We start from the raw sequence: 17,294 nt of genomic DNA on the forward strand, positions 1-17,294 counted from the left end.
CAATGCGTATTGAAAGCTATCTTTGCACTCATGCCTGTAAAACCGGTGAAAAAACTGCACTGGTCGCGGGGCAGATGCGGCTTTCCTACGCACAGTTTGAGGCATATGCCGGTGCATTGGCACAAAGTTTGACGGCGCAAAATGTGCGCCGTGGTGACCGTGTGCTGATCTTTATGGATAATTGCTGGCAAGCGGCTATATCCGTTTTTGCGATTTTGAAAGCGGGGGCGGTTTTCACGCTTGTTAATCCGTCAACAAAGGCGGATAAGCTGGCCTATATCTTAAATGACTGCACACCGGCAGCAGTGCTGACACAAGCCAGATTATTGCCGGTTCTTGATGAGGCGGAAGCAGCGGCAACCGTGCCTGTTACCTTTGCGGTGCAGGGGCCAAGCCGTTCAGTGCGTGCATATCTGCCTTTTGAAGAGGCGCTGGAAGCCGGCATTGATGAAGAGATTGAGCATGGCGGCATTGATATTGATCTGGCCATGCTGATCTATACATCCGGCTCCACCGGCAGGCCAAAAGGCGTGATGATGACGCACCGCAATATTGAGGCCGCCGCCACATCTCTGACCGGCCTGTTAAAAAATACCGCTGATGATGTGATCTTGTCGGTTTTGCCATTATCATTCAATTACGGGCTTTACCAATTGCTGATGGCCATAAAGCTTGGCGCAACACTGGTGCTGGAAAAATCCTTTGCTTTTCCTCATGCGGTTTTTGAGGTGATGCGCAAAGAAAAAGTAACCGGTTTTCCAATTGTGCCAACCATTTCTGCGCTGATGATGCAGATGGAGGAGCTTGTGCAGGCGGCAAAACAGGGGGGCGGAGCCTTTCTGCCGGATTTGCGCTTTATAACCAATACGGCGGCGCAATTGCCGGTACAGCATATTGAGTTTTTGCAGCAATTGTTTCCGCGTGCCGAGATTTATTCCATGTACGGGCTGACTGAGTGCAAGCGCTGCACATGGCTGCCGCCACATATGATTGATAAAAAACCGGATTCCGTTGGCATTGCCTTGCCCAATAGCGAGGTTTATCTGGTGGATGAGGCAGGGTTACCGCTGGCTGCAGGCGAAACCGGCGAAATGGTTGTACGCGGCCCCAATGTGATGCAGGGTTATTGGAATAATCCGGAGGCCAGTGCTGCGGTTTTGAAAACCGGCCGCAACCTTTGGGAAAAAGTGCTGTTTACCGGCGATTTGCTGCGCATGGATGCCGATGGTTATTATTATTTTGTCGGCCGCAAGGATGATATTATCAAGTCACGCGGTGAAAAAGTGCCCCCCAAAGAGGTGGAAACCGTGCTTTATGCCCATCCGGCCATCCGCGAAGCGGTGGTGGCCGGTGTGCCTGATGCGGTATTGGGGCAGGCCGTTGCCGCGCTTGTCACACTGGCTGATGCCAATGTGAGTGATAAGGATATTTTGCGGTTTTGCCGGCAACATCTGGAAGATTTTATGGTTCCGGCTTTTGTGCAATTTGCAGAAGACCTGCCGCGAACGGATACGGGCAAAGTCAGCCGCCGGCTTGCCGCGGAAATATTAGCCAAACAATATGGGCAATTACGAGATGAATAAAACTCAGGATTTTTCTGCACAAACAATGGTAATTGATGCAGAAGCGGAAGTGGCCAAAATTACTGCGGCTTTGCGCAGCCAGTTGCGCCATTTGCATCGTCGCGGTTTGGTGGTTGGTATTTCCGGCGGAATTGATTCAAGTGTCAGTACGGCTCTGGCCGTGCGCGCTGTGGGGGCGGATAAAGTCTTCGGCATCTTTATGCCGGAAAACGATTCTGATCCGTTAAGCCTTGCATTGGGGCAAAAACTGGCCGCAACCTATGGTGTGCAAACAGTGATTGAAGATATCGGTCCGGCATTGGCGGCAATGGGCTGCTACCGCCGTCGTGATGATTTTATCCGCTCTGTTGTGCCTGATTATGGTGCGGGATGGGCTTCAAAACTGGTGATTAATAACAGTGCCGAAAATGGCGGTTATAATATTTCATCACTGGTTGTGCAGGCGCCGGATGGCAAACAGCAAAAAATCCGTTTAACAGGGCAAGCCTATCTTGGCATTGTAGCTGCCACTAATATGAAACAGCGCACCCGTAAACAATTTGAATATTACCATGCCGACCGGCTGAATTTTGCCGTAGTCGGCACACCAAACCGTTTGGAATATGATCAGGGCTTTTTTGTTAAAAACGGTGATGGTGCAGCGGATGTAAAGCCAATTGCCCATCTTTATAAAACACAGGTTTATCAGCTTGCAGATTATCTGGGTGTGCCTGAGGAAATTCGCCGGCGGCCACCAACAACCGATACTTTCTCACTGGCACAGACACAGGAAGAATTTTATTTCTCCCTGCCGTATCGCCTGATGGATCTTTGCCTTTATGCGCTCAATCATAATATCAGTGCGGCAAAAACAGCCGCTGCCACAAATCTGAGCGAGGAGCAGGTGCAATATGTGTGGGCGGATATTGCCGCCAAACGCAAGACAACCAGAGCCTTGCATGAGGCGCCATTGCTGGTAGAGCCGGTTAAGGATTTTTTGCCTTAAACGAAAAACCGCCCGTTATAAAACCGCTATAACGGGTTGCCGGTGAGGCGGCTCCAATATTCACCGGCCAGCCCGTTCGCAAGTGCCTTGCCCCCCAAAAAAGGTTGCAAATGCGCGGGATCCTTTGCCCAGACCATGGTTGAGGCAAGATGGGTAAAGGCAATGCGCTTGCCAAGCATGGCTTCCATCATTTGCGGGCGGGTGCGCCCGCGAATGGCAACAGCGCCTTGCAGTGCGGCATGGTGGATGAGCGCATCAATCACCTGACTGCCGGTTTTGGCGTGGCTGAACAGCTCCAGCACCCTTGCAGTGCGCCCTTTTTGCAGATGATAGAGGAACAGGCCGACCGGCCTGCCGGTTTTGGCGCTTGCCTTGACCATATAGGGGCGGCCATAATCAGGCTTTTGTAATGCATCCTGCAATCTTGCTTGCAATTGCAGGCCCGTCCATTGCGGGCGCGCGCTGAAATCATTGCTGAATTCCGTATAAAGCGCAATAAATTCCTCCGGATCAATCTCGCTGCATTGCAGGCTTTGCCCTGCCGGCCACTGCTGTGGCGTGGCAGACCAACGCAGGCTTTTGCCCTGGAGCCGGCTGCGTTTACGCTCATCAAGAATACGGGCGGCAGGATGCAACATATTCAAAAACGGCAATTTTGATCCTGCTGTTTCAACCGCAAAACCGAGCGGACGGATAATGCGCAGCCAGTCCAGGCTGTAATCGGTAAGTTGAACAGCATTGAGCATTTTCAACATTGCCGCGCTCACTTCACTGGCAGTTTCTGTCAGTGCCAGATCATAATCACTATTGAAAATACTGCGTATCAGCCGCGCCCCGCCCATGGGGTTCTGCTCATGATTATCAACCATAAGCGAACTGGCAATAACGGTTTTTAGTGTTTTTCCCTCACAAACATAATCAAGCTTATGGGCGCCGATAAAACCGTAGATCTCATCATTATCATTGACCAGCACTTTGGAGGCAGGCTCCGCCTCACCGGCAAAGCCGATATAAAGCTTATGCAAATAATCACTAAGTTCGGCGGAAGGTTCTTGCCGGCTTTTGAGGAATATTTTTTGAAATAATCTGGTAAATTGCGGCATATCTGCCAGCGTCAGATTTCTAATCTCGCTCATAGCCTTCTATCCGTGTTTTGTCTTAAACCAGGCATCTTATAGGATAGCTGTAACTGTATTTATGCGCTGTGGCCAGAATTGTTTATTATCACACATTATAATGTAGTGTGAAAAACTTGTTTTTACCGACATTATAATAACCGGCTCGTTTTTTTAAGGCTTGTTGCAGCTTAGCCGTTTAACATGCTGATAAGGACAAGAGCGGCACAGTTTTTACTGTCTGCCTGATCGCATCAAACCATATGCAATAATAAAACGCATAAAAACAAAGACCATGTGGTAAAAATTAACGATCATAAAATTCGCACTTGTTACAATCCGTATATTGATTTTACAGGTTTTTTGATTTTCGGTGTGCATAAGCCATTGAAACATGCATGATGAAGCATCTGCTTCGGATAGGAAATTCTGCGGTGTCGCAAAGCGTATCTCCTCTAGCCCCGTTTAAACATAGAGCTTTCCGCTCGCTATGGACAGCAACGCTTGCCTCCAATCTCGGTGGTTTGATTCAAACGGTAGGGGCAGGCTGGATGATGACAACCATTGCACAGTCTTCCAATATGGTTGCACTGGTGCAGGCTTCCACAACATTGCCGGTTATGTTTTTCTCACTGTTTGCCGGTGCCCTGGCAGATAATTTTGACCGTCGCCGCATTATGCTGACTGCCCAGTTCCTGATGCTTCTTGTGTCGCTCACTTTGGCGGTTTTTGGCTATATGGGCTGGCTTACACCATGGTTGTTGCTTAGTTTTACCTTTCTTATCGGCTGCGGCGGTGCTCTGCATAATCCGTCATGGCAGGCCTCTATGGGCGATATTGTCCCGCGTTCCGATTTGCCGGGTGCCGTGGCGCTCAACAGTATGAGCTTTAATGCCATGCGCAGTATCGGGCCGGCGATTGGCGGTCTGGTTGTGGCATTGGCCGGCGCTGCCTTTGCATTTATTATTAACGCATTCAGCTATATTCCGCTTATCGCCGCGCTGTTGCAATGGAAGCCGCAGGTCAGCAAATCTGCCCTGCCGCGTGAATCCTTTGGCAGAGCGGTCTCGGCAGGCTTGCGTTATGTCTCCATGTCACCCAATCTGATCAAGGTGATGTTTCGCGGCTTTCTGTTTGGCCTGTCTGCCATTGTTATTCTGGCGCTTTTGCCGCTTGTTGCCCGCGATCTGGTGCAGGGCACGGCGCTGACATATGGTATCATGCTTGGCGCATTTGGCCTTGGTGCTATCGGGGGCGCTTTAAGTTCTGGCGAGTTGCGTGAAAAATTTGCCAATGAAACCATTGTCCGCGGAGCCTTTATCGCTTTTGGCATCAGCGTATTTTTATTATCCTATAGCCATTCCGTATGGCTGACCTGCCTGTTATTGCTGCCTGCCGGCGCATCATGGGTTATTGCCCTTTCATTGTTTAATGTAACTGTGCAGCTTTCCACGCCGCGTTGGGTGGTTGGCCGCGCATTGGCCTTGTATCAAACGGCTACTTTTGGCGGCATGGCAGGCGGCAGCTGGCTATGGGGGGTGATTGCGGATGATTATGGCGTGGCCGCGGCGCTTGTTGTGGCTGCCTTTACGCTGATTGGCGGGGCATTGGTGGGGCTGGCATTTAAATTGCCGGAATTTGACAAGCTTAATCTTGATCCGCTGAATTCATTTTCTGAACCGCAATTGCGGCTTGATATCCGCCCGCGCAGCGGACCGATTATGGTGATGGTGGATTATCATATTGAACAACAGGATGTACCTGCATTTCTTGAGGCAATGACGGCGCGCCGGCGTATTCGCATCCGTGACGGGGCGCAGCAATGGGCCTTGCTGCGGGATCTTGAAAATCCGGATTTATGGACAGAGAGCTATCACGTGCCGACATGGGTGGAATATGTGCGCCATAATCAGCGCCGCACATATGCGGATGCTGAAGTTTCGGAAAAATTGCTGGCATTGCACAAAGGCTCTGAAAAGCCTCGCGTGCATCGTATGATTGAACGTCAGACCGTGCCGCGCCATGATGATATGCCGCTTAAGGATCATCTGGAGATTACCTGATGCGACAAGGATAAAAGCCGGCGCCCTTTGTGCCGGCTGCCTATTCTCACTATCTGGTCTTACGATATTTTTCATCACGCCAGCGGCGCAAACGCTCAATGGCCTCCTCAAGCGTATCCGGCTTTTTAGCAAAACAGAAACGTATATGGCTGGTTACATCCCGCTTTGAATAAAAAGCAGATACCGGCACCGGCGTTACGCCCGCTTCACGGGTTAATCGCTGGCTGAACGCCAGATCATCGCTGTTCCGGTCAAGATCGCTGATATCTGCCACCACAAAATAGGTGGCCTGTGCCGTGGCGGTGTTAAAGCCTGCATCACGCAAACCATTGACCAGATAATCACGGCGTTGTGCCAGTTCTTCCCGCAGGTTTTGAAAATAGCTGTCAGGCAGATTGAGCCCTGCCGCAACTGCCGCCTGCAAGGCTGGCGGCGTGGTAAAAGTGACATATTGATGTGCGCGGGCAATAATTTTTAACAAGCCGGCATCTGCTGTAATATAGCCGACTTTCCATCCGGTAAGCGAAAAGCTTTTGCCGGCCGAGCCGATACGCACCACGCGATTGCGGATTTCCGGCAATGAAAACAAGGAAATATGCCGGTTGCCGGCAAAAACCAGATGTTCATAAACCTCATCAGTCACAATAATAAGATTATGTTTGACGGCCAGCTCTGCGATAAAATCCAGTTCCTCACGGGTGAAAACCTTGCCGATCGGGTTCATCGGATTATTGACCACGATCAGACGGGTGCGTGGTGTAATCGCATCACACAGCGCCTGTTGCGGCAAATGCCAATGGGGAGGTGATAGACGCACAGGCACCACAACACCGCCAGCGCGGCGGATTAACGGGCTATAGGCATCATAGGCAGGTTCGAGAATAATCACCTCATCGCCATGATTGATCAGCGCCAGAAAACTGTCAGCCAGCGCCTCTGTTGCGCCCGATGTGACGAGGATTTCAGTCTCCCAGTCAGCTTCAATATTGAAAAAGCGGCGGGCATTGGCGGCAACCGCCTGCCGCAATACCGGCAGACCCGGCATAGGTGGATATTGATGTGAACCATTGCGCAGGGCTGCAATAGCCGCTTCAATCAATGGCCGGGGTTCCAGTGCCTCCGGAAAGCCCTGACCGAGATTGATGGCATTGGTTTCTCCGGCAAGTTTTGACATGGTTTCAAAAATTGTGGTGCCAAGTGATGAAAAAACCGGATTGACCATTTTTCTCCCCCTATAGTCTCAGCGGACTGCCGCATTGCTCTGCCACTATAACTTTATGAAATAGCTTGAAAAAGCAGCAATACCAATGGAAGAGCGCATAAAGGAGTATAAAGTGATACTATGCGCCTTATTACAGGAATATTTTTGCTATCGTAAAGCGGCGGGTTCAATTGCATAATCCGCGCTGTTTTTGTTTAAGGACAATATTGTCAACCGCTGTAACAATGGCCTGCACAAATTGCGGCCCTAATATGCCGCGGCGGATATCTTCCGGCTGCCAGATATTGACATAATAGGGAATGGAATGACGGATTGGCCGCACCAAAAGATGCGAGCCTTCAAATGCCAGCGCACTTAAAGGATTGATCACAGAAATGCCGATACCGGCAGAAACCAGAGACCCTATGGAAGAGGCCGTGGTTGCCTCGATTGTCAGTTTGCGCTGAATACCGGCGGTGTTGAACCACTGATCCACCTGACGGCGGTAATAATCCTCATCCGTATAATATATAAAATTATGACCGGCAAATTGCTCAAGATCGAGTCTATCATGTTGCGCCAGCGGATGATCCGGCGGCATGATGCATAGAAGATCGCCGGCATAGATTTGCAGTGCCGCGGAGGCGTTCAGGGTAAGGTTGCCCTCAACCAGCCCGACATCAAAAAATTTACTCAGCAAATCACGGGTCAGTGCGCTTTCCTCCAGCGAGTGGATTTTGACCGATGCCTGCGGATGTTGCGCCAGAAACAATTTGGTAGCCTGTGGAATAAGCGCATGGGCATAGGCGGGCAGGCAGGCAACAGCCACACGTTGCAGATTATCACCGCGCATGGCGCGTGCCGTGCGGGCAATCTCCTCAATACTTACAAAGGAACGCTGCACAATCACATTAAGCGCGGTTGCCTGCTGGGTTGGTTTAAGGCGGCGATTATCACGATGAAACAAGGTAAAACCGAGAATGGCCTCCAAATCTTTCAGCTCGCGGCTGATTGTTGGCTGGGATGAGCCAAGATGCTCTGCCGTCTCCGTGACATTGAGCGTATGCATCAGGGATTGAAAGATTTCCAACTGGCGGTGAGTCAGGCGCATGGCATCTCCCCTCATTATGACAGGCTGAATATTGGCAGTGCACTTAGAGCATATCAAAAATGAATAATAAAGACATAATTATGAATTTGACGGCGCTCGCATCTCTGCTAGCTTATAGGATAATTAAAAAAGGCTGTATATTACGCCATATATAGCCCTCATCATTTGAGGATATAATGACCACAGAGTTTTCGCGTCCGCATGTTGCGTATTTTGGCTATAAAAACGGTGAACTGGCTGTTGAGAATGTTGCAATATCTGCCATTGCCGCCAAATACGGCACGCCGTTTTATGTCTATTCTGCTGCGGCGGTGCGTGAGCGGGTGGCAAAATTGCGTGCGGCGCTGGATGGTCTGGATATACAGATCTGCTATGCGGTAAAAGCGAATAATAACTTGTCGTTATTGTCATTGCTGGTCAATGAAGGCTGCGGCATGGATATTGTATCGGACGGGGAAATGCAGCGGGCGCTTACAGCGGGCGCGCCTGCGGGAAAAATTGTTTTTTCCGGTGTCGGCAAGACAGATGAGGAAATTGCTGCCGCACTCAATGCCGGTGTGCATCAGCTTAATGTTGAATCTATTGAAGAGCTGGATGCAATTTCCCGTGTTGCCGGCAAAATCGGCAAGGTGGCAACAGTTGTGCTGCGCGTTAATCCGGATGTGGATGCATTGACGCATCCGAAAATCACCACAGGCACCAGCAAGAATAAATTCGGCATAGCCTATGCCGATGCCGTGAACACCTATGCTGCCGCGGCCGCGCGTAAAGAGATCAATATGGTGGGCATTGCCGTGCATATTGGCTCGCAAATTACTGATGTGGCACCCTTCCGCCAGACATTTGAACGTTTGGCGCAGCTTACACAGGCCATCCGTGCCAAAGGGCTTACCATTTCCCGTCTCGATCTTGGCGGTGGTCTTGGTGTGTCTTATGATGGTTCAGCCGGTATTGATGTTATTGCCTATGCACAGACAATTCGTGAAACACTGGGAGATAGCGGCTGCGCCCTGACCATAGAACCGGGGCGCTTTATCATTGCTGAAGCCGGCGCTCTGGTTGCCAAAGTGCTCTATGGCAAAAATCAGGGCAATGTAAAATTTTCGATCGTGGATGCTGCGATGAATGATCTGATGCGACCGGCGCTTTATGATGCCTTGCATCCGGTGTGGCCGGTGCGGGAGCCGGCAGCCGATGCAGAGGCTTTGCCGGTTCATCTGGTGGGGCCTGTTTGTGAAAGCTCTGATACATTTGGTGAGTTTGATCATCTTCCGGCATTGGAGCGTGGTGATCTGGTTATGCTTGGCGTGGCCGGCGCTTATGGTGCCACCATGTCATCAACCTATAATGCCCGCCCGCTTATTCAGGAAGTGCTGGTTGAGGGTGATAGTTTCCGTTTGGTGCGCCGCCAATGGACAGTGGAGGATGCACTGGCGCTGGAGCGGGATCTTTAACATGTTGCAAGCAGAAATGTGCCGCAGTTTTGCGTGCACGACTATGTAAAAATAAAAAATAAAAAGCATTCCGGCATTGTTAAAAACCGGAGTGCTTCAGGAGAAGCGGCAGGGAGGCCGCTTCCTGAGACCGTGAAAAACATGGTCCGAAAGCGAGGGGCATATGCAGCCATATCTGGATGTGGTGCAGGCAGGCACTGCCGGAATATTTTTTATCAAGACCCATGCTTTGGGCAATGATTTTGTGCTGGTTGACGGGCGTCAGCGTATTTACCGGCCGGGAAAAACTTTTGTTGAAGAGATTTGTGACCGGTATCGCGGTATAGGTGGTGATCAGCTATTGGTATTGGAACAGCCGGACCAGGCTGATGCCGATATAAAATTGCGGATTTATAATATAGACGGCATGGAGGCGCCGGCCTGTTTTAATGCCAGCCGCTGCGCCGCTTTCCTCTGGATGCAGGAAGCCGGCAAAACTTCCGCTATTCTTGAAACGGCCGGCGGGCTGATCAAGGCGCGCATGACAGAAAATAGCAGCAAACCAATTATCAGCCTGCAGATTGCTCCGGCTGTTACGGATTGGCAGGCTGTTCCGCTGGCAGGCCCGCTGTCACAACATCAGGGTTTGTTAAACCATGGTTTGTTGAACGAGCCCTTTGCCGTGGATATGGGTAATCCGCATCTGGTTTATTTTGTACAGGATTTTGATGCGGTTAATGTGCCTGTTGATGCCGGTGCAGTGCAAAACAGTTCCTATCTACCCAGACAGGCCAATATTGGTATCGCACAGCTTTTGCCGCCAACAGGGGATGTGGCGCAGTTGCGATTGGTGGTCTATGAGCGCCCGGGCATTCTTACCCAGGCTTGTGGCAGTGGTGCCTGCGCTGCAGCTGTTGCTGCCTTGAAAAGCGGGCGTACGGTTTTAAGAAAATTTCATGTATCAATGCCCGGCGGGGCTTTACAGGTTGAATTATGTGCAGATGATACGATCATCCTGACAGGAGAAGTCGCGGTTGCATTTTGCGGGTTCTGGCCGGAAATACGATAAACAACATATGGAAAAATAACGCAAATATCCGCCAAAGACCGCGTTATAAGGAGGGGAGCAATGGCTTTTATATCGGTAGATCAGGTTACCAAAACCTATCCGGCAACCGCTAATGGCAAAGCACATCGCGCTTTGGGCGGAGTGTCTTTCAGTGTGGAAAAAGGTGAGGTATTGGTGATTATCGGCCCGTCCGGCTCGGGCAAAAGCACTTTGCTGCGCACCCTGAATGCGCTGGAATCCATCGACAGCGGTACGATTACTGTCAATAAACTGGCAATTTCTGATCCAAAAACCAATCTTAACCACGCCCGCTCTGAAATCGGCATGGTGTTTCAGCATTTTAATCTTTTCCAGCATAAGACTGCGCTGGAAAATGTGGTGATGCCGCAGACCGTGGTTTTAAAACGGCCCAAACAGGAAGCAATGAAAATTGCACAGGATATGCTGGCGCGGGTGGGGATTGCAGAACGTGCTGATCATTATCCGAGCCAGCTCTCCGGCGGGCAGCAGCAGCGTGTGGCGATTGCGCGGGCTTTGGCGATGAACCCGAAAGTAATGTTGTTTGACGAAGCAACATCGGCGCTTGATCCGGAGATGGTGGGCGGGATTCTTGATCTGATGAAAGAGCTTGCCCGCTCCGGCATGACCATGATTGTGGTAACCCATGAAATGGGCTTTGCCCGCGAGGTGGCAGATCGGGTGATTTTTATGGATGAGGGGCTGATTGTGGAAACCGGAACGCCGGATGTGCTGTTCTCAAAACCGGTTCATCAGCGCACGCAGCATTTTCTGGAGCAGGTTCTCTGATCTTTTCAGAAGACCTTTTATGTTGGGGCAGGCGCATGGAGGGCGCGGGTTAAAATGAATAAATAATATTTCCGCCAAACCGGAAATCACAGATAATAAAATACGGATAATAATGAGGAGAACATCATGAAATTTCTGAGAAAACTTGCCTTGTCAATCGGCATGCTTGCAGGCATTGCCGCTGTATCAACCGGTGTGGCTGCAACAGCCAAAGCCGATATTATGGAAGATATTCTGAAACGCGGTGAATTGCGCGTTGCCGTGCAGACGCAAGGCGCGCCTGTAAGCTTTATCAATAAAGACGGCAAACAGACCGGCCTTGCGGTTGAGCTTGCCCGCATGATGGGTGAGGATCTTGGCGTTAAGGTTGTGTTTCAGGATTATGACTGGAAAGGGCTTATTCCCGCATTGCTTGCTGGCAAGGTTGATATGATTGCCGCAGATATGACCCCGACCCCGCAGCGTGCTGCGCAATTGCTGTTTTCGCGACCCATGTTTTATGAAGAAACAGTGGCCGTTGTGCGTCAAGATTCACCATTGGCAAAATGGCAGGATCTTAATCAGGAAGGGCTGAATATTGGCTCCACACAGGCCAGCTCCTATAGTGAAGCAATCAAGAAATTTATGCCAAAGGCAAACTTGAAAGAGTTTACAGGAGGCACGGCCGCTGTGGCACAGGCGCTCTCTGCCGGCCGCATTGATGCAACGGTTTCCGACCTTGGCAATGTTACCAATTTCGTCAATGAATTTGGTAATCTTAAAATTCTCGATGGCATTATTGTCAAGAATCCGCTGGCCTTTGCCGTACGCCCTGATGAGGTGCATCTGAAATTCTGGCTCGATAATTATGTGGAGCTGATCTCTTCAGACAAGCGTCTTGATGACATGGTCAATTATTGGTGGAATACCACAGACTGGGAAAAAGACCATAAATAACAGTTTGATATCCTGCCCGTCTTTATTGGCGGGCAGGGGATTGCTGTTTCGCCAGTTCTGATCCGGCCGCTGTTTTATGCCGGTGAAGCCTGTCTTCAGATATTTCGCGCAGCTCCTGTCACAACGGGGGAGTGAAATATTCAGGATAAGATAATGTCATCATTCATTCTCGATTATTTTAACTACCGCATTGTTGCGCAATATCTCGACAGATTTGCGGAGGGCTTGGGCAATACGCTGCTTGCAACCGGGGTGAGCTTTGTGCTTTCTCTGATATTTGGCACAATCATTGCTGTTGTTATGTTCACGCAATGGCGGGTGCTGCGCAATATTTTTCAGGCTTACATCACATTCATCCGTTCCACACCGCTGCTGGTGCAGATCTATCTGGTCTATTTTGGGCTGCCGGTGGTGCTGCCTTTTACGGCGCGATGGCCGGAAATGTGGCTTGGCATAGCCGCGCTGACAGTGAATTGTACGCCCTATATGGCAGAAATCATCCGCACCGGCATTGGCTCAGTGCCCCGCGGACAGGTTGAGGCTGCAAAAGCCGTTGGCATGAATTATGGCCAGCGCCTTTCTTATATTGTGCTGCCGCAGGCTTTTGCCAATGTTATTCCGCCGGTACTGGGGCAAACCGCGGTGCTGATCAAGGATACGTCCTTGTTATCGCTGATCACCGTGTTTGAATTTACCAGTGCGGGGCTGTTGCTCAACAGTGAGCGTGTGCGGCCGAATGAGAGCTTTCTTACAATCGCCGCCGGCTATCTCGCAATTTATTGTGTCATGCTGTTACTTTCACATTATGTGAAGAAAAAACTGGCGGGCCCTGCCTGGGCAACGAAAGGCTGAAGCGATGTTTGAATATTACTGGAAGCTGACAGTCTCGGTTATGCCTTTTCTCTGGCAAGGCTTCAAGGAGACAATTATTGTATCATTGATTGCTATTTTTGCCGGCTCAGCAATCGGTTCGATCATTGGCATAGTGCGCAGTTACCGTGTGGCGGTATTGTCGCAAATTTTCGGGCTTTATGTGCATGTTTTGCGTGGCACGCCGTTTCTGGTACAGCTTTATGTGTTTTATTTTGTGTTGCCAAATAGCGGTATTTCATGGCTGAGCTGGGATTCAAATACCGCGGCTTTTGTGGCGCTGTCGCTTTATACATCCTGCTATGTGGCAGAAATTGTTTGCAGTGCAATTGATGCCGTGCCCCGTGGCCAGTGGGAGGCGGCAACAGCCGTGGGTATGAATCAGTTGCAAAAATTATGGCATGTTATTCTGCCTCAGGCACTGAAACTGACCATTGCGCCTATGAGCAGTGTCTATGTGATTATCATTAAAAGCACAGCCATTCTCTCGGTCATTGGTATTTCCGAACTGACAAGGCAGGGAGAAGTGTCAATGCTGCGCTTTCCGCGGGATGTGCTGTTTATATACGGGCTGATTGCACTGGTTTATTTTGTTTATTGTTATCCGATCCTTAAATTTTCCAAATGGGCGGAAAACAAAATCAGCGGTTCGCAGCGTTTATCGCTGGATTAGTTTTGATCAGGCGCAGTTTTGGCAAGAGACTGCGCCCGATCTTCATGCATTCCGAGCTTTTTGCAGGCACTGAATTCCGCGTTTCGAAATGCGGTAGGCACTGCCGTTAAATGAGGCTATCAGTCTTTTGGCGCGCAGTTTCTTGAAGGTTTGCAAATCCGTGCCGTCAAGGAACCAGCCTTCGCGGGAAATGAAATCGACATCAATGATTTTTCCGCTTTCATCTTTTTGCGGTTCAATCCTGCCGCCACGTGCCAGCATATCGAGAATGCGGCGTTCAAAACGGGAGATATTCATGGCTGCCTCCCGTTGTGGAAACGGAGCGAACAGCCGTTTGTGCCACCGGTTTGCGGCAGCAAAATTTTAATAAACATGGGAATTGTCCTGAGAAGGAGAAAGTTAAAGCACAGGCCATCGTGTTCGCTTGAGGCGAACAGATCCGTAAGACGGATAAATTAACGATTGAGGATGCTGCGCATAAATCTCCTTGTAAGAACAGGATCTGTATATTGCAGGATTATGCCGGAAACAAGAGCATACCTCTCCACCATATGATCGCAAAATTGCATGATGCCAGATGATAATTGCGCTTGTGTTCCTGTCTGGCCGCGTGTTCATTCAGGCAGAACAGAAAATTCTATAGCCGGATTTATGTCTGCCTATAATGTTTAAAGAAATAAAGTGATATGACACATACCAGTCCTTTCCGTCCGATTATTGGTGTAACCCTTGACAGCGAGGAGGGCGGCGGTTTTTCAGATTCCCCGTGGTATGCCATTCGGCAAAATTATCTGTCCTGTATAGAAGAGGCCGGCGGAGTGCCGGTTGCACTGCCGCATCTGGCTGATATTGCTGGCTTTTATCTTGATATGATTGACGGATTGATGGTGACAGGCGGTGCTTTTGATGTGCCGCCGGAAATGTTTGGTGAAGTGGCACGCACGGATACAATCCGCCTGAAGCCGGCACGCACACAGTTTGAAACCGCGGTTTTGCGCGGCGCATTGGAGCGCGATATGCCGGTGCTTGGCATTTGCGGCGGGCATCAGCTATTGGCGGTGCTTGCAGGAGGCACATTGGTACAGCATATTCCGGATGAGGTGCAGGATGCGCTGGAGCATTCTGTATCTAAAAATACCGAAAATGCCGGCGGTCGTGCCTGGGCAACACATGAAATCAAACTTGTGGCTGAAAGCCGTCTGGCCGCCCTGACAGGCGCAACAAGCCTGCATGTCAATAGTTCCCATCATCAATCTGTGCGCATGGTCAAAGCGCCGGTGCAGGTAAGCGCGCGGGCTGAAGACGGTATTATTGAAGCAATCGAGCATCCGGATAAAAGCTTTGCGATCGGCGTGCAATGGCATCCGGAATATAAGCAATCTTCAGGTGATGCGCATTTGCTGAAAGCGTTTTGCGATGCTGCGCGACGTTATCATGAACGATCCTTATAAGCGCAATTATATCGCCGCCGGATATGAGCAGGCAAATATCATTACAGAAAAAGGAAATGGTTATGGATCTTGTTGTTAGACATATTGGCGACAATATCTATCAGGCAGAATATGGCGAAAAAAAATGGCGTTGTGCTGTGGGCCCTAATGGTATCCGCAGAGATAGCAAGGAGGGTTCGGGCAAAAGTCCGGCCGGCCGCTGGCCTTTGCGCCGCCTGTTTTATCGTGCTGACCGTATTGAAAAACCGGAAACTTTTCTTGATTGCACCATTATTGAAAGAGATATGGGCTGGTGTGATGAGCCTTCGCATCCCGATTATAACAAGCTGGTAAAACTACCCTTTGCCGCCAGTCATGAAGAAATGTGGATGGAAGCTGATGTTTATGATTGTGTTGTTGTGCTGGGCCATAATGATGATCCGGTCGTGCCGGGGGCAGGCAGTGCAATTTTTTTGCATATTGCACGCCCTGATTATACGCCGACGGCCGGTTGCGCCGCTCTCTCCCGGCAAGACCTGCTGGAGTTTCTGGCTTTGGCCACACCGGATACATATTTGCATTTTGTTGAACAGGATTAAGCCCTGCAAAAAGCCCGTCGGGCTTACCTGTTATATATCAATGCCGGATAATAAGCAGAATATGAGGCTCTGCTTATTGATGCGCCCTGTTTTGTGTGGTTACGATCAGCCATGCAGGGCAGGGCTGCGCACTTTGCCAAACTTCTTGTGCCCCAGCCGGATAAATGGTTTTTCAATAATAAGATAGCTGATTTTTGCACCAATAAGGCTTGCCAGAATAATCATCAGGGCTGCGCCGGCAAATGCCCATGAATAGGGATCGTGATTAAAGCCAAGCTTGTTAAACACTGCCCAGCCGGCTCCGACAACAAACATATGGGTGAGATAAAGCGAATAGGAACTATCACCAATCTGCATGAAAAGATTGCGTTTTGATAGATGTTTCATCCAGCGTTCTGTACAAAGGGCAGTAATAACCAGCAAGACAGCAGCTGCAAGATAAACAATATGCTCCACAAAGAGCGGTACGGCCGGAAAATCCAGACTGAATAATATTGCAAGGCTCAGTGCACTGGCAAAAATCAGCAGCGGCAACGAATTGACCGAAACATTGTTCCATAATTGGCGGCGTTGTAATTCTGCAATCCAGATACCAGCCAGAAATGGCAGCAAATGGAAGTTGAAATAAAAGGCTGTGATATTGCTGTTACGTGTGGTGAAAAATGCACCAATAATAAAGGCGCCCAGCACAGCACTCAGCAATAATGTGCGCCGGAATGCTGTTTCACACCACCAGAACAGTACAAATAACAAATAGAAAAAGATTTCATAATTGAGCGTCCAGCCGGGTTTGAGCAAAGGGCGCCAGTCATCTGCAGTATTTGGCACAAGCGCAGGGATAAAACCAAGCGAATGCAACAGATAATCCCTGGTAAAAACGGTTGTTTTAAACAGGCTTGGTAAATAAGCAGCACAAAATGCAAGAAAGAGCGTGCAAAGCCAATATAGTGGCACAACCCGTGTGACCCGCCGCCATATAAATGTGACAGGCGAAAATGCATAAGGCGTGATTGTACTGATAATAAAACCGCTGATTACAAAGAAAACCGCAACACCAAAAGCACCAAACACGCCCAGAAAAGCAGGCGGGTTTTCCAGCGCATGTTGTAATGTATGGCCGATGACCACCAGCAGAGCCGCAATGCCGCGCAGAATTTGAATTGTATTGAATTTCTCTGGTTTAACAGCACTATTTGAAGACATCCGCCCCTCGCTCAATAGCCATCCGTATAAGCGGGCTGCTTTCTGCCTTTTGCAAGGGCACACCTATGCCTGTGGCATATGTTTCAACCAGCACACCTATGAGCGCAAGGCACATTCAGTATATTGTGGAATCTATCCAATAATAGTTTTGTATAATTACTGTTTTAAAAATACCAGATAATATTAAAAAGTTTTATAAAGAAGCAAATATATTTA

The 17,294-nt window shown here is 49.7% G+C and carries 16 protein-coding genes; 11 read left to right on the forward strand and 5 right to left on the reverse strand.

Annotated elements, in window-relative coordinates:
* The first annotated feature begins 2 nt into the window (after positions 1-2).
* Positions 3-1,583 carry a class I adenylate-forming enzyme family protein gene (locus ACSTTO_RS01470; RefSeq protein WP_439271323.1) on the forward strand — a complete coding sequence of 527 codons (1,581 nt, stop codon included), beginning with the start codon at positions 3-5 and terminating at the stop codon, positions 1,581-1,583.
* Positions 1,576-2,568 carry an NAD(+) synthase gene (gene nadE, locus ACSTTO_RS01475; RefSeq protein ID WP_439271324.1) on the forward strand — a complete coding sequence of 331 codons (993 nt, stop codon included), beginning with the start codon at positions 1,576-1,578 and terminating at the stop codon, positions 2,566-2,568. The genes ACSTTO_RS01470 and nadE overlap by 8 nt, the downstream gene beginning before the upstream one ends.
* Positions 2,569-2,594: 26 nt before the next feature.
* On the opposite strand, the gene ACSTTO_RS01480 is transcribed toward nadE, so the two are convergent.
* Positions 2,595-3,704, reverse strand: a complete 1,110-nt coding sequence (locus tag ACSTTO_RS01480; protein ID WP_439271325.1) for a GNAT family protein — start codon at positions 3,702-3,704, stop codon at positions 2,595-2,597.
* A 413-nt stretch (positions 3,705-4,117) separates the two neighbouring features.
* On the opposite strand from ACSTTO_RS01480, the gene ACSTTO_RS01485 reads away from it, so the two are divergent.
* Entirely contained in the window at positions 4,118-5,746 is a 1,629-nt protein-coding gene (locus tag ACSTTO_RS01485) for an MFS transporter (RefSeq protein ID WP_439271326.1), read from the forward strand.
* Positions 5,747-5,795: 49 nt separating this feature from the next.
* On the opposite strand, the gene ACSTTO_RS01490 is transcribed toward ACSTTO_RS01485, so the two are convergent.
* Together ACSTTO_RS01490 and ACSTTO_RS01495 are read right to left on the reverse strand one after the other, a co-directional pair.
* Positions 5,796-6,968, reverse strand: coding sequence for an aminotransferase (locus ACSTTO_RS01490; RefSeq protein WP_439271327.1), 1,173 nt, complete (start codon positions 6,966-6,968; stop codon positions 5,796-5,798).
* 166 nt (positions 6,969-7,134) lie between these two features.
* Positions 7,135-8,058, reverse strand: coding sequence for a LysR substrate-binding domain-containing protein (locus ACSTTO_RS01495; RefSeq protein WP_439271328.1), 924 nt, complete (start codon positions 8,056-8,058; stop codon positions 7,135-7,137).
* Between the two features lie 176 nt (positions 8,059-8,234).
* On the opposite strand from ACSTTO_RS01495, the gene lysA reads away from it, so the two are divergent.
* The 6 genes from lysA to ACSTTO_RS01525 all read left to right on the forward strand — a co-directional run bounded on the left by lysA (position 8,235) and on the right by ACSTTO_RS01525 (position 13,846).
* Positions 8,235-9,512 (forward strand): diaminopimelate decarboxylase, encoded by a 1,278-nt coding sequence (gene lysA, locus ACSTTO_RS01500; protein ID WP_439271329.1) that lies wholly within the window; start codon positions 8,235-8,237, stop codon positions 9,510-9,512.
* Between the two features lie 163 nt (positions 9,513-9,675).
* A complete protein-coding gene (dapF, locus tag ACSTTO_RS01505) occupies positions 9,676-10,560 on the forward strand; it encodes a diaminopimelate epimerase (protein WP_439271330.1) in 885 nt (294 codons plus the stop codon).
* Positions 10,561-10,620: 60 nt separating this feature from the next.
* Entirely contained in the window at positions 10,621-11,367 is a 747-nt protein-coding gene (locus tag ACSTTO_RS01510) for an amino acid ABC transporter ATP-binding protein (RefSeq protein WP_439271331.1), read from the forward strand.
* Positions 11,368-11,493: 126 nt separating this feature from the next.
* Positions 11,494-12,303: an ABC transporter substrate-binding protein gene (locus ACSTTO_RS01515; protein WP_439271332.1), complete on the forward strand. Its 810-nt coding sequence runs from the start codon at positions 11,494-11,496 to the stop codon at positions 12,301-12,303.
* 153 nt (positions 12,304-12,456) lie between these two features.
* A complete protein-coding gene (locus ACSTTO_RS01520) occupies positions 12,457-13,155 on the forward strand; it encodes an amino acid ABC transporter permease (protein WP_439271333.1) in 699 nt (232 codons plus the stop codon).
* 4 nt (positions 13,156-13,159) lie between these two features.
* Positions 13,160-13,846, forward strand: coding sequence for an amino acid ABC transporter permease (locus ACSTTO_RS01525; protein WP_439271334.1), 687 nt, complete (start codon positions 13,160-13,162; stop codon positions 13,844-13,846).
* Between the two features lie 42 nt (positions 13,847-13,888).
* Here the strand turns inward: ACSTTO_RS01525 and ACSTTO_RS01530 are convergent, their stop codons facing one another.
* Positions 13,889-14,143, reverse strand: coding sequence for a YjhX family toxin (locus tag ACSTTO_RS01530; protein ID WP_439271335.1), 255 nt, complete (start codon positions 14,141-14,143; stop codon positions 13,889-13,891).
* A 389-nt stretch (positions 14,144-14,532) separates the two neighbouring features.
* On the opposite strand from ACSTTO_RS01530, the gene ACSTTO_RS01535 reads away from it, so the two are divergent.
* Positions 14,533-15,297, forward strand: a complete 765-nt coding sequence (locus ACSTTO_RS01535) for a gamma-glutamyl-gamma-aminobutyrate hydrolase family protein (RefSeq protein WP_439271336.1) — start codon at positions 14,533-14,535, stop codon at positions 15,295-15,297.
* Between the two features lie 62 nt (positions 15,298-15,359).
* Positions 15,360-15,875 carry a L,D-transpeptidase family protein gene (locus tag ACSTTO_RS01540; RefSeq protein ID WP_439271337.1) on the forward strand — a complete coding sequence of 172 codons (516 nt, stop codon included), beginning with the start codon at positions 15,360-15,362 and terminating at the stop codon, positions 15,873-15,875.
* 105 nt (positions 15,876-15,980) lie between these two features.
* Here the strand turns inward: ACSTTO_RS01540 and ACSTTO_RS01545 are convergent, their stop codons facing one another.
* On the reverse strand, positions 15,981-17,078 hold the full coding sequence (locus ACSTTO_RS01545) for an acyltransferase family protein (protein ID WP_439271338.1): 1,098 nt from the start codon (positions 17,076-17,078) through the stop codon (positions 15,981-15,983).
* Between the last annotated feature and the right edge of the window lie 216 nt (positions 17,079-17,294).

The sequence above is a fragment of the Pseudochrobactrum albidum genome (assembly GCF_051851455.1).
In the GTDB taxonomy this organism is placed as follows: domain Bacteria; phylum Pseudomonadota; class Alphaproteobacteria; order Rhizobiales; family Rhizobiaceae; genus Pseudochrobactrum.

Excerpts from the sequence above, each read along its gene's own strand:
- ACSTTO_RS01530 (WP_439271335.1), bottom strand. The coding sequence starts at position 14,143 with ATGAATATCTCCCGTTTTGAACGCCGCATTCTCGATATGCTGGCACGT.
- ACSTTO_RS01490 (WP_439271327.1), bottom strand. The coding sequence starts at position 6,968 with ATGGTCAATCCGGTTTTTTCATCACTTGGCACCACAATTTTTGAAACC.
- dapF (WP_439271330.1), top strand. The coding sequence starts at position 9,676 with ATGCAGCCATATCTGGATGTGGTGCAGGCAGGCACTGCCGGAATATTT.
- ACSTTO_RS01520 (WP_439271333.1), top strand. The coding sequence starts at position 12,457 with ATGTCATCATTCATTCTCGATTATTTTAACTACCGCATTGTTGCGCAA.
- nadE (WP_439271324.1), top strand. The coding sequence starts at position 1,576 with ATGAATAAAACTCAGGATTTTTCTGCACAAACAATGGTAATTGATGCA.
- ACSTTO_RS01480 (WP_439271325.1), bottom strand. The coding sequence starts at position 3,704 with ATGAGCGAGATTAGAAATCTGACGCTGGCAGATATGCCGCAATTTACC.
- ACSTTO_RS01540 (WP_439271337.1), top strand. The coding sequence starts at position 15,360 with ATGGATCTTGTTGTTAGACATATTGGCGACAATATCTATCAGGCAGAA.
- lysA (WP_439271329.1), top strand. The coding sequence starts at position 8,235 with ATGACCACAGAGTTTTCGCGTCCGCATGTTGCGTATTTTGGCTATAAA.
- ACSTTO_RS01495 (WP_439271328.1), bottom strand. The coding sequence starts at position 8,058 with ATGCGCCTGACTCACCGCCAGTTGGAAATCTTTCAATCCCTGATGCAT.
- ACSTTO_RS01515 (WP_439271332.1), top strand. The coding sequence starts at position 11,494 with ATGAAATTTCTGAGAAAACTTGCCTTGTCAATCGGCATGCTTGCAGGC.
- ACSTTO_RS01545 (WP_439271338.1), bottom strand. The coding sequence starts at position 17,078 with ATGTCTTCAAATAGTGCTGTTAAACCAGAGAAATTCAATACAATTCAA.
- ACSTTO_RS01510 (WP_439271331.1), top strand. The coding sequence starts at position 10,621 with ATGGCTTTTATATCGGTAGATCAGGTTACCAAAACCTATCCGGCAACC.
- ACSTTO_RS01470 (WP_439271323.1), top strand. The coding sequence starts at position 3 with ATGCGTATTGAAAGCTATCTTTGCACTCATGCCTGTAAAACCGGTGAA.
- ACSTTO_RS01535 (WP_439271336.1), top strand. The coding sequence starts at position 14,533 with ATGACACATACCAGTCCTTTCCGTCCGATTATTGGTGTAACCCTTGAC.
- ACSTTO_RS01525 (WP_439271334.1), top strand. The coding sequence starts at position 13,160 with ATGTTTGAATATTACTGGAAGCTGACAGTCTCGGTTATGCCTTTTCTC.